At 36.2% G+C, this 12,644-nt stretch carries 13 protein-coding genes; 3 read left to right on the plus strand and 10 right to left on the minus strand.

From position 1 onward, the window contains the following. Position 1 precedes the first annotated feature (1 nt). Together ACVFVN_RS13225 and ACVFVN_RS13230 are read right to left on the minus strand one after the other, a co-directional pair. Entirely contained in the window at positions 2-667 is a 666-nt protein-coding gene (locus ACVFVN_RS13225; protein WP_456235629.1) for a response regulator, read from the minus strand. Positions 668-676: 9 nt separating this feature from the next. Beyond that, on the minus strand, positions 677-2,365 hold the full coding sequence (locus ACVFVN_RS13230) for a tetratricopeptide repeat-containing sensor histidine kinase (RefSeq protein WP_456235630.1): 1,689 nt from the start codon (positions 2,363-2,365) through the stop codon (positions 677-679). Positions 2,366-2,450: 85 nt separating this feature from the next. Between ACVFVN_RS13230 and ACVFVN_RS13235 the strand changes: the two genes are divergently transcribed. From ACVFVN_RS13235 to ACVFVN_RS13245, 3 genes are all read left to right on the plus strand, one after another. After that, positions 2,451-3,038, plus strand: a complete 588-nt coding sequence (locus ACVFVN_RS13235) for a SprT-like domain-containing protein (RefSeq protein WP_165134828.1) — start codon at positions 2,451-2,453, stop codon at positions 3,036-3,038. A 3-nt stretch (positions 3,039-3,041) separates the two neighbouring features. Beyond that, entirely contained in the window at positions 3,042-4,118 is a 1,077-nt protein-coding gene (locus ACVFVN_RS13240) for a mannose-1-phosphate guanylyltransferase (protein ID WP_456235631.1), read from the plus strand. Between the two features lie 108 nt (positions 4,119-4,226). Further along, positions 4,227-5,759, plus strand: a complete 1,533-nt coding sequence (locus ACVFVN_RS13245) for a YifB family Mg chelatase-like AAA ATPase (protein ID WP_456235632.1) — start codon at positions 4,227-4,229, stop codon at positions 5,757-5,759. On the opposite strand, the gene ACVFVN_RS13250 is transcribed toward ACVFVN_RS13245, so the two are convergent. The 8 genes from ACVFVN_RS13250 to ACVFVN_RS13285 form a co-directional block, all read right to left on the minus strand. Further along, the gene (locus tag ACVFVN_RS13250) at positions 5,756-6,151 is read right to left on the minus strand and encodes a hypothetical protein (RefSeq protein WP_456235633.1); all 396 of its coding nucleotides are present in this window, start codon (positions 6,149-6,151) and stop codon (positions 5,756-5,758) included. The two genes, ACVFVN_RS13245 and ACVFVN_RS13250, sit on opposite strands and share 4 nt — an antisense overlap. Positions 6,152-6,153: 2 nt before the next feature. Beyond that, a complete protein-coding gene (locus ACVFVN_RS13255) occupies positions 6,154-7,554 on the minus strand; it encodes a nucleoside recognition domain-containing protein (RefSeq protein ID WP_456235634.1) in 1,401 nt (466 codons plus the stop codon). A 66-nt stretch (positions 7,555-7,620) separates the two neighbouring features. After that, the gene (locus ACVFVN_RS13260; protein ID WP_456235635.1) at positions 7,621-8,133 is read right to left on the minus strand and encodes a DUF6973 domain-containing protein; all 513 of its coding nucleotides are present in this window, start codon (positions 8,131-8,133) and stop codon (positions 7,621-7,623) included. Between the two features lie 33 nt (positions 8,134-8,166). Next, positions 8,167-9,018 (minus strand): acetyl-CoA carboxylase, carboxyltransferase subunit beta, encoded by an 852-nt coding sequence (gene accD, locus ACVFVN_RS13265; RefSeq protein ID WP_165134839.1) that lies wholly within the window; start codon positions 9,016-9,018, stop codon positions 8,167-8,169. A gap of 88 nt (positions 9,019-9,106) precedes the next feature. Beyond that, on the minus strand, positions 9,107-10,174 hold the full coding sequence (fbaA, locus tag ACVFVN_RS13270; protein WP_456235636.1) for a class II fructose-bisphosphate aldolase: 1,068 nt from the start codon (positions 10,172-10,174) through the stop codon (positions 9,107-9,109). Between the two features lie 221 nt (positions 10,175-10,395). Then, complete coding sequence (locus ACVFVN_RS13275) at positions 10,396-11,265, minus strand: NAD kinase (protein ID WP_456235637.1); 870 nt, start codon at positions 11,263-11,265, stop codon at positions 10,396-10,398. 3 nt (positions 11,266-11,268) lie between these two features. Next, entirely contained in the window at positions 11,269-11,922 is a 654-nt protein-coding gene (locus ACVFVN_RS13280) for a CBS domain-containing protein (protein WP_456235638.1), read from the minus strand. A 175-nt stretch (positions 11,923-12,097) separates the two neighbouring features. After that, positions 12,098-12,631 (minus strand): RNA methyltransferase, encoded by a 534-nt coding sequence (locus ACVFVN_RS13285; RefSeq protein WP_456235639.1) that lies wholly within the window; start codon positions 12,629-12,631, stop codon positions 12,098-12,100. Positions 12,632-12,644: the final 13 nt, after the last annotated feature.

Here is a 12,644-nt window from a genome sequence, read left to right on the forward strand (position 1 = left end):
TTTAAATTATTCCTAAATCTTTACAAAAAGCAACCAATTGTGCATTATTAGGAAGATCCAAGGAACCTTTAAGAAGACTAATCCTTTTTTCGACACTGCTAAGTCCAAAAGGTTTTATCTTTTTTTCTTCGAGAAAAGCTGGAATCTCTTTTACCTTCACGCCTTTTGCCAATAAGTCAATCAGATAAATATCATAAGTGCTAAACTCAAAAGTATTGAGCTTTCTCACCGAATGCCTTACATTTTCCGAGAAGAATTTTTCATTCTTCTGAATCGCTTGCAAAGCATGTTTCAGATTTTTAGAATCCGATCTGGCTTTTCTTACAAAAGCATCAATATCATATTGTTTAACAAGTCGATCAACAACACCCGATTTATCATTTGCAGAAAACACCAAAACTTTAAGATTTTCTTGCAGTTTTTTGGAAGCATCAATCAAAGCTTCACCATCTTTCAGTGTTTGGATATAATGATCTTCTTCAAAATTAAGGTCGGTGACAAGAAGTTCATACGCCGCATTATCATCAATAGCCTTTCGAATTTTTGAATAGGCATCGTCACAATAGTACACAAAATCAACATGTTGCACACCAAATTCTTCCAATATTTTTTGTAAAGAAAAATTAGTCGATTCAAAATCTTCAGCGATTAAAACACGATTTAACATGAACAATATTTATGATTGATGAGGGATTTCCAAATTAACTTTAAGACCTTCATTTTTTGAACTTTCAAAATTAATTTTTCCGTGCATTACCGCAATACGGTTTACCGTATTTTTGAGACCATTTTTGGGTTGGTTGTCTTGCAAACCGACGCCATTGTCTTTATACCGAATATTGACATACTTGGTTTCATTATCAAATTTTAAAACCACGCGACTCGCATTACTGTGTTTTCGCATATTGACCAAAAGCTCCTGTATTACAATGAAAATATGAGTTTGTGCTTCTTTTGAAAAACACTCCCAAAGCTCCTCCGAATTTCCAACAATAAAAATCTGAATATTTTCATTATCAAAAGAACTTATCATTTCTGATAATTTGTCATGAAAACTTTTGTCCTCAAGGATTTTTTCATCATACGAGATATTTCGTGATTTTTCGTACATTTCTTCCAACTTGTAAAGAATGCTGTTTTTGTCGAGATCTTCCTTATTTTCGATCTCCTTCATCACACGATAAAGCCCGTTGGCTACAACATCATGGACTTTTTTGTAGGTTGTTAATTTATTCGTTTTGATGAGATTCTCTGCTTCTAATTTTAGTTTTAAGCGTTTTCTTTTTAATCTAAAATACGTAATTCCTAATATTGAAATACTGATAAATATAAATCCTCCCGTCAAATATTGCTGTTTGCGAATTCGGTATTCTTTTTTAATATTTTCTAGCTTAAGTTGTTCGTTTTCGAGTTTGCTTTTCTCACTTTCATAGCGGATTAGCGCAAATTGATTTTTAGAAAGCGTCGTTGCTAAGTGCAAGCTATCATCAATTCTATGAAATTCTTCAAAGTAAGCTTTTGCTGTTGATGGACTTCCTACTTTTATCATTTTTTGCAAAGCCTCCATCCGGTCTTGTGGCGCATCCAGAATTTTCGACTTTTTATGCATTAATTGTGCAAAATAATAAGCAGAGTCTTTATTTTTGTCCAAATAATAATCGGACAAATAGGAATATCCAGCGTCCAAAGCCCAATCGTTATTAGTACTTTCCGATATTTTTAGTGCCTTATCAAAAAGTCCTCGAGGGTTAAAACGGGCGTCTAAATAGGATTGGGTTCTCGCAAAATTCATTAAAATCCGGGCATAGATATCATCATCTTTGGGCACTTCTTTAAGTAGATTACTGTAAATATCGAGTGCTTCCTGATATTTTTTTTGATTAAAATAAGTGTTCGCCAAGTTGCTTTCTAGCATAAGTTTTTCGTCCTCATCATCCGAAAACAACAAGGCTTTATTATAGAATTTTATGGCGTTGTTATAATCTTTTAAACTGTTGGACACGACTCCAAGATTGTTGTAATTGCTCGCCAGAAAACGGTGTTGCGCGGTGTCCGATTCTTTAAAATAAGGAAGCGCCGACAAGCTCGTTTCCAAACTTCCGTAATTATCACTTTCTTCTTCTTGGATGATGGCCATGTTAACAAGGCTTTTCACAACACCGACACTGTCATTTTCTCTCATCGCTAAATCTTTCGCTTCGTTGAGATAGTAGTATGTGCTATCTTTTTTTCCTTGATCCAGAACTTCCCAAGCTTTTATATAAAAATGGTTATCTTCCCTACGGCTTATCGTTTCTGGATTAGATTTTTCACAAGAATTAATGATTAAAAGAACAAGTGTAAAAAAAATAAATTTGGATTTCAATAGGTTATTAGTTTTAATAAATAAAATTACAAATTCTTTTTAGGATAATTCTTTATTTTTGTAATGATAAATGTCTGCAGTTTTTATGTCCATTGAAACATTAAAATCTTACTTGCCAGAAAACAGCTTAGCTTTTTTAAAGTCTTGGTTTTCGGACTATTATATCCATATCAAAATAACCCGTAACCGCAACTCGAAGCTTGGCGATTATCGCAAAATGCCCGATAATTCGCATACGATAAGTATTAATTCTACTTTAGAACCTTATTTATTTTTCTTTGTATTAACACACGAGTTGGCACATCTTATCGCCTTCGAAACCTACGGAAGACGAATTTCCGCCCACGGCACAGAATGGAAAACCACATTTTCTAGAATGCTAATTGAAAGTTTGGCCATTTATCCTGAAGATTTACAATTAATCTTAAAAAAGTTTTCTAAAAGTCCAAAAGCCAATTTTATGTCAAGCTCGGATCTGGTTAGATATTTTAACGTTGACAACCTCGAAGAAAATGAGTTTTTTGTAGAATCATTGGATATTGGTGATAAGTTTCATTACCGCGATGAGGCCTATAAAATCGAAGAGAAAAGAAAAAAACTATATCTTTGCGTCAATTACAAAAATGGTAAAAAATATTTGTTCAAACCATTAGCAAAAGTTCAAAAATTCTAAATCATGAACAATCATTATTGTGTCATTATGGCTGGCGGCATCGGAAGTCGATTTTGGCCGATGAGCACTCAAAAATTTCCGAAACAATTTCAAGATATCCTTGGTACAGGCAGAACGATGGTACAACAGACATACGATCGTATCAGCCAAATTATTCCAAACGAAAACATATTTGTCATTACCAATGCGGAATATACAGATCTTGTTTTTCAGCAGCTTCCCGAAATCCCTAAAGAGAATATTGTAGGAGAACCCGTTATGAAAAATACTGCGGCCTGCAATATTTATATGGCAAAAAAAATCGAGGCGGTTAATCCAAAAGCCAAAATGGTCGTTCTCCCAGCCGATCATCTTATCTTGAACGAAACGACTTTCTTAAAGAAGTTAGAATATGCTTTTAGTGTTATTGAAGATAAAGATTATCTTGTAACATTAGGCATCACCCCAACCAGGCCCGATACAGGCTATGGTTATATTCAGTTTATTAAAAAGGATAAAGAAGAAATTGCCAAAGTTAAAACTTTCACAGAAAAACCAGATTTAGAAATTGCAAAAACATTTCTAGAATCGGGAGATTTTCTTTGGAATGCGGGGATTTTCATATGGAGCACCAAAAGCATTATTTCATCTTTTGAAAAATACCTGCCAGAAATGACTCATCTTTTTGATAGTTGCGATTATAACGCTACTAACGAACAAGATTGTATCGCGCTTATCTATCCAAAAATCAACAAAGTATCCATAGACAACGGCATATTAGAAAAAGCGGACAACGTCTATGTTATCCCATCCAATCTTGGTTGGAGCGACCTTGGTACTTGGACATCGGTCTATGCCAATGCACAAAAAAATGATGAAAACAATGCCATTAATTCCAAAAATGTCTTAACCTATAACACAAAAGGAAATGTAATTCGTGTTAAAAATCAAAACAAAGCCGTGGTGATTGATGGTCTTAAAAATTACATTGTTGTTGACACTGATAAAGCCCTATTAATTTGTCCTAGAGACCACGATCAATTAATTAAAGATTATGTCCTTGACCTAAAAAATTTAAAGAAAGGCGAACGCTTCATGTAAAAATACAACGAAACAAATAATCAAATGCTTTAGAAATTCTAAAGCATTTTTTTTATGAATTTAAGTTTGAATTAAATAAATTATTAACTTTAATAAAAACAAATGCACATGTTGACTAAAATTTATGGAAGTACCATTCATGGCGTTTCTGCAATTACAATTACTATAGAAGTTAATGTTGATCAAGGTGTCGGCTATCACCTTGTAGGACTTCCCGATAATGCGATTAAAGAAAGTAGTTATCGGATTTCTGCAGCACTCAAAAATATTGGCTACAAACTTCCCGGAAAAAAAATCACCATCAACATGGCGCCCGCCGACCTCCGCAAAGAAGGTTCTGCCTATGATCTCAGCATTGCAATTGGTATTTTAGCAGCTTCCGGAATGATAAATTCGGAGAATGTCAGCAGGTACATCATTATGGGTGAGCTCTCACTGGATGGAGGATTACAACCGCTGCGTGGCGTTTTGCCCATTGCCATCAAAGCTCGGGAAGAAGGCTTCAAAGGAATTATTCTTCCAAAGCAAAATACGATGGAAGCTGCAATTGTTGACAACCTAGAGGTTTTGGGTGTCGAAAATATAAAAGACGTCATCGACTTTTTTAATAATGAGAAAAACATCGAACCTACAATTGTCGATACCCGTCAAAAATTTTTTGATAAAATAATAGATTTTCCTTTTGATTTTTCTGAAGTTAAAGGTCAAGAAATGGCAAAGCGGGCGATGGAAGTTTCTGCTGCGGGCGGCCATAACATCATCCTAATTGGCCCACCAGGAAGCGGAAAGACCATGTTAGCCAAACGCGTTCCGAGTATCCTTCCGCCTTTGACTCTACGAGAAGCCTTAGAAACGACCAAAATTCATTCTGTTGCCGGAAAAATGGGCGCTGAAACGTCATTAATGACCATTCGCCCTTTTCGCTCGCCCCACCATACAATTTCGGATGTTGCTTTGGTCGGCGGCGGAACAAATCCACAACCTGGCGAAATCTCTTTAGCACATAATGGTGTTTTGTTTTTGGACGAAATGCCAGAGTTTAAACGTAGTGTTTTGGAAGTCATGCGCCAACCTTTGGAAGATCGTGAAGTCACCATTTCCAGAGCACGTTTTACTGTAAATTATCCTGCAAGCTTTATGTTGGTTGCAAGCATGAACCCTAGCCCATCTGGCTATTTTCCCGACGACCCGAACAACACCTCATCTGTTGCCGAAATGCAACGTTATATGAACAAACTCTCGGGACCTTTGCTGGATAGAATTGACATCCATGTAGAAATACCGAAAGTGGAATTTGAGCAATTGACAGACAAACGAAAAGGTGAAACAAGTTCCGAAATAAGATCAAGGGTTATCAAAGCACGAGAAAGACAGGCTTTAAGATTTGAAAACGAAAACATCAACTACAATGCGCAAATGTCTCCAAAACTGATTGAAAAACATTGTCAGCTGGATGATATGTCCCAAACTCTCATCAAACTTGCAATGGCAAAACTGAGTCTTTCTGCACGAGCCTATGACAGAATTTTAAAAGTTTCCAGAACAATTGCTGATCTTGACGCTTCAAAAGATATCCAAAGTCAGCATATCTCGGAAGCGATACAGTACCGAAGTCTGGATCGCGAGTTTTGGAATGTTTAGCTTTCCAAAATCTTTTTTAGTTCAGAAATTCTGTTGATAATAGGTAATGCAAAAATTCCACTTTTATGGAGATATCGTTCGTAAAAACATTTAGCCTTCTCAGCAAAGTCTAATTGTTTTGTTTGATTAAAATGAAACTGAAAAACATTTCCCAACATTTCGTAATAATCGACATGATCTTTACTTTCTCGTTCTTCAACCAAAGCGTCAATCTCCGAAATCGATTTTGAAGAGAGTTCTTTAAAATCAAATTTAAAAATATCTCTCATCAAAGAATCAAAATCTAGATCTTTTTGCATCAAACTTTCTTCGGGTTTTCCCAATAAAATTTTCTCTAAAGCTTGTGTCAACTGACGAATTAATCTTAGTGTAAAATCTTTATCCTGAATCATATTTAACCAAAAAATAAATAAGCTAAAGTAACCGCGGTAATTATCCCAACCAAATCTGCCAATAACATGGCGCCAACTGTATAACGCGTGTTTTTCACCGCTACAGAACCAAAATAAACAGCTATCACGTAAAATGTGGTATCGGAACTGCCTTGTAAAATCGCTGATAACCGGCCCGCAAAACTGTCTGGTCCAAAGGTCGCCATCGTATCAACCATCATACCGCGGGCTCCAGAACCTGACAATGGTTTTATCAAAGCTGTTGGCAAACCATCGACAAATCTTGTGTCCATATGTGCGGATTGTGCAAGCCATTTCATTCCATCAATAATAACTTCAAAAACCCCACTGGTTCTTAATAACGAAATCGCTATGAGCATTCCCACCAAATATGGAATAATCTTAACGCAGGTTGTAAAACCTTCTTTGGCACCGTCGATAAAGGCATCGAAAATATTAATCTTTTTATAAATGGCTCCTAAAACTATCCCAAAAAATATCAATAAAATAAGTCCGTTGCTTAGAACTTTAGAGAAAACATCCAATTCGTCTTTACTTAGTTTTACTAAATAAATCACCAACAAAGCAACTAAAGCAGAAATTCCGCCAACATAAGCCAATACGATTGGTTGGAAAAGATTAATTTTTTGCTTAATGGAAACAATAATCATCGCAGCCATCGTCGCGACAAATGTCGCTATCATACACGGTAGGAAAATATCTGTTGGCGTTTCTGAACCCATCGACGACCGAATCGCAATTATGGAAACAGGAATCAAAGTCAAACCACTTGCGTGCAAACACAAAAACATAATCTGCGCATTGCTTGCGCGGTCTTTATCTGGATTCAAAGTCTGTAAGCTTTCCATGGCTTTTAGTCCGAATGGTGTTGCGGCATTATCCAAACCCAGAAGATTCGCACTAAAGTTAAGCATCATGTGTCCAAAAGAAGGGTGGTTTTTAGGAATTTCTGGAAAGAGTTTTGAAAAGAAAGGCTGAATCAAACGACTCAAAAGACTAATGCCCCCAGCTTTTTCAGCAATACTCATAAAGCCCATGAATAAAGCCATAATCCCAATAAGTTTTAAACAGATATTGACGGCCGTCTCGCTGGTTCCAATGACGCCATCTGTTGATTGTATGCGATAAACGCTGACATTATTCAGCGAATCTTTTTTGTATTGAATGTGAGATTCTTCAAAATTAGGCGATTTCTGAAGATTTGCCTGAATTTCTGGAGAAAAACTTGCCAAAGGTTGTTGAGAGATTTTGATGGTGTCACCACCTTTTCCCACAACCATATCGTTGAAAATTTCTTTATAATTATCGGACGAAATGTATTTGATTCCTGCAACCACTATCGCAATAATGATAAAGGCAGACCAGATGCGGCTAAGTACCATGCATGTATAATTTTAGTAAAAATAAAAGTTTTAATTAAAATTGAGACAGAAATTTAATATTTAAAATCACTCTTTTAAAAACACCAATCTATCGTCTAATTTTTGATCGAGGTTTTCTAGTACGATGGCTTCTTTAGTTTTTTTCTGTAATTCTTCAATAAAAAAGGAAGTTTCAAAAAACTGGCGGTGTGTTCCCGGTAACAAACTCATAAAATACTGCATACCAACTTCATTATTATGTCTATCCATCATGGTTTCTAGCGCTTCGTTAGGGAAAAGATCTTCGTGCAGATTGGTTAATTTTTCACAGTATTTTTTTGATTTTTCTGGAGAAGAAACTTTGCAGAAATACATCATAATGATACATACCCAAAACGAATGTCTGAAAGCATTACCGCGACCATTGGATGAACTCGTATTAGGATAAAGTTTTTTTGCTATGCTAAAAGCCCGAAAACTCGCATAGAAATAAAGAATCGAAAAAATAGGATGTCCCATACCGATGCCCAAAACAACGCCGATCTTTTTAAAGGATAAAGACCTAAGCGCATTAAAAAAAATGACTATAAATTTCCTCATACAAAAAACTCCCACTTTCGTGAGAGTTAGCTTTTATCCGTGCATCAACAAGTTTATCGTTTTTGCGAGCACTTCTTTTACTTCTGTTCTTTTAACAATGAAATCTACAAAACCTTTCTCTTGAAGGAATTCTGCAGTTTGGAAACCTTCTGGCAAATCGCGGCCAATAGTTTCACGAATAACACGCGGCCCAGCAAAACCAATCAATGCGCCTGGCTCTGCAATGATGATATCTGCGGTCATCGCGAAAGACGCCGTTACACCCCCGAAAGTTGGATCCGTTAAATAAGCAATATAAGGTAAGCCAGCATCGGACAGTTGTGCTAATTTAGCTTGTACTTTTGCCATCTGCATTAATGAGTAAGCTGCTTCTTGCATACGTGCACCACCCGATTGACAGATTATCATAAAAGGTAATTTGTGCTTCATCGCATAGTCGATACCTCTTCTGATTTTTTCGCCCATTACCGATCCCAAAGATCCACCAATAAAGGCAAAATCCATACAAGAAACAACCATCTCAACCCCATTAACTTTTCCTGTAGCATTGCGCACAGAATCATTAAGTTTTGTTTTGGACTTAACTTCTTTCAGACGGTCTGTATAAGCTTTTGTATCTTTAAATTTCAGAATATCAATACTTTCTACATTGGCATCTAATTCTTCAAATTTTTGATCATCAAACAAAATCTCAAAATATTCTCTACTTCCGATTCTTACATGGAAACCATCTTCTGGCGAGACGTAGTTGTTTGCTCTCAGCTCTTCTGCTTCAATAATTTTCCCAGTTGGTGTCTTGTGCCAAAGTCCTTTTGGAAGGTCTTTTTTGTCCTCTGTAGAGGTTGTAATATTTTGCTTTTTTCGTTTAAACCAATCAAATGCCATAATCTATTATAAATATGATATAAAAGACAATTGATGAACGCGGCAACTTAAAAGAAGTCGTCATTCATCAATTATCATTTATGAATTATTAAAGTGTATTAACGTTGTTAAGATCTTCAAATGCTTGTACCAAACGTGTAGAGAATGTATCTTCACCTTTTCTTACCCAAACTCTTGGGTCATAGAATTTTTTGTTAGGTGCGTCTGCCCCGTCTGGATTACCAATTTGCGTTTTTAAATAATCAATTTTTCCTGTCATATAATCTCTCACACCTTCTGTATAGGCGAACTGAAGGTCTGTGTCGATATTCATTTTGATAACTCCGTAGCTGATAGCTTCTCTAATTTCTTCCAATGTTGAGCCTGACCCACCATGGAATACGAAATTAATAGGCTTAGCTCCTGTACCAAATTTTTCTTGTACAAATTTCTGTGAGTTATCTAGAATTTTTGGTGTAAGAACCACATTTCCTGGTTTGTAAACACCATGTACATTACCAAATGCCGCAGCAATAGTAAAGTTGTCAGAAATTGCTTTTAGTTTTTCATAAGTCAAAGCAACATCTTCTGGTTGTGTATATAGTAAAGAGTTGTCAACACTAGAATTGTCAACACCGTCTTCCTCACCTCCTGTTACACCAATCTCAACCTCAAGTGTCATACCTATTTTTGCCATTCTTTCAAAATATTGAGCAGAAGTAGCTAGGTTTTCATCTAATGATTCTTCTGAAAGATCTAACATGTGAGAAGAATATAGAGACTTCCCTGTTTCTTTATAGAAAGCTTCGTTAGCATCCATCAACCCATCGATCCAAGGCAATAGCTTCTTTGCACAGTGGTCCGTATGCAAAATAACTGTTGCACCATAAGCTTCTGCCAATGTGTGGATGTGTTTTGCACCTGCAATAGCGCCTAAAATTGCCGATTTTTGACCATCGTTAGAAAGTCCTTTTCCTGCATTGAAAGCCGCGCCGCCATTAGAAAACTGAATGATAACTGGCGCATTTAGCTTCGCCGCAGTTTCCATCGTTGCATTTACGTTGCTTGAGCCAATAACATTAACTGCTGGCAATGCAAACTGATTCTCTTTTGCGTAATCAAAAATTTCTGTTACCAAAGACCCTGTGGCTACTCCAGCCGGAAACTTTCTACTCATAATTATGTTTTTTATTAGATTTATATAATTGGCGATAAAGTTACAAAATATTCACAAATCTGAAACGATGATTTTTATGGGCAATCCGCTGTCGTCGCCCTTGCAATTCCTTCGGCTACGACGCGTCGGGCTGTCCGCTGTATCTTTTTCTAATCGAGGCTTCGGCTCCGCTCAGCCATCTTCTAGAAAAAGGATGTCGCTTCCATCCCTATTGCGGAAGTCTAGTTTCTTTTATCAATTCCCCAAAGTAGCTTTTGACGGATCGTTTCGTAAAAGCTAAAATTATTCGGAATAATCAGATTAAGATAAAAATCGCCTTTTTCAAGATAGATTTCATTCCCAATATCCATATAATAAAGCCGAGAATCCAAAGACAGCGTAAACTGTGTTGATCTGCTTTCAACATTTAGCTTAATCTGTGCATCATCATTAACAATCAAGGGGCGAACGTTAAGATTATGTGGCGCAATTGGCGTGATAACAAAATTATCATTGGTTGGCGAAATAATCGGTCCGCCACAACTCAAAGAATAAGCTGTTGAGCCCGTTGGCGTGGATATAATCAAACCATCACCCCAAAAGACATTTAGAAAATCATCGTTGATATACGAATCTATCGTAATCATGGATGTTGTTTCTTGTCTTGATAAAGTGACATCATTCAAAGCGTACGGAAAATCAATCGAGTTTGGCTTCGTCGTGCTTACTTTTATGATACTTCTTTTACTGACGGTGTATTCTCCATTGAGGATAGAATCTATTTCTTTAAAAATTTCATCTTTTTTAAAATTCGCCAAAAACCCCAAACGTCCCATATTGATGCCCACAATCGGAATTTCTAGCTCTTGGATAAAAGCCATCGCACTCAAAATTGTACCGTCCCCTCCAAAGCTAAAAAAGTAATCTACATTTTTGTTTTTGAGATCTGCTTTGTCTTTGAAAGTCTCATAGCTGCTAGAGAATTTCATGTTTTTAGCCATGGCTTCGTGCAGCACAATCGGAATTTTTCTCAGCTCTAATTCTGAAATAAATTTGTTGAGATACAAAAAACTGTCGAAGTCTTTTTTCTGAGAATATATTGCTGCAACCATAGATTAAAATTCCAAATATTTCTGGAAAAACCCAAACCGATCTTTCAGAAGTTCTTCTTTTTGATCGTTGTAAAATTTATTAATAACATGATAACCAAAACGCTCGAAAGTCTCATCAATAGAGCTCAGATTGTTTTGGCTAATTTTTAAAGTCAGTTCGATGTGGTCTTCTTTAACAGCGGTGATGAAACAACCATAAAGTTTTGAATTGTTACTCTCAATAATCTTCGCAACTTCCACCATCGAGTAATGCAAACTGTTGGTCTGTACTGTTAATATCGCGCCATTTTCTGAGAAAATAGGATATTTTGAAAATTCGTTGAAAATATCATCACAAGAGATATATCCTAGAAATTTTTCGCCGGTATTAATAACCGGAACAACATTCGAATTATAAGTATGAAACAATTTTATCGAATCCCAAATATTGCTGTCTTCCGAAATGGCAAACTTTTCAAAATGTATGGCTAGACTTCCCAATTGTCCTTCTGGACTGTCTTCCAAAAAAGATTGACTAAGTGCACCTAGGTAAATGCCTTTCTTTTTTATAAAAACATGCGAATATCCAAATTCTTTCGCAAGCCCACATGCTTCCTCAATAGAATCGGAAAGATGAAACGCTGGAAAATCTTTGGACAAATAGTCTTTTATATACATACTGCTAAGTTAAAAAAAGCGATTGAATTTGGATTTAATATTATAAAAATAATTTTTTTGATAAAATATTTGGTTATTTAAAAACAAAAAGCTTACCTTTGTCGCCTTTCATTTTTACTTTTTATTAGATTTATTTCGAACTGCACTGGCAATTGCTAATGCAGTTTTTTTGTTTTTATAGACCTAGCGCCTTAGCAAACTCCCACATTACAATACCTCCACAAACGCTTACGTTAAGAGAATGCTTGGTCCCCAATTGTGGAATTTCTAGTAACACATCACAATCGGACACGATTTCATCGCTAATGCCATCGACTTCGTTACCCAATACCAAAGCATATTTTTTATCAGCATCGATGGTGAAATCGGTCAACAAAAGGCTATCTGTAGTTTGCTCTATCCCACAAACAATGTAATTATCTTGCTGAAGCTGTTTTACCACAGAACTCACTTCTTCAACATATTCCCAAGCCACACTTTCTGTCGCACCCAAAGCCGCTTTGTGAATTTCGCGGTGTGGTGGCTGCGGTGTAATCCCACACAAAATAATTTTTTCTATCAAAAAAGCATCTGCTGTACGGAAAGCTGCTCCTACATTGTGCATACTTCTCACGTTGTCCAATACGACAACCAAAGGTATTTTGGGAGTTTCTTTGAAGGTTTCCACATCAATTCTTCCTAACTCTTCAAGTTTTAATTTTCTCGTCATCTATTTTAATATT

This window comes from Soonwooa purpurea (assembly GCF_053891095.1).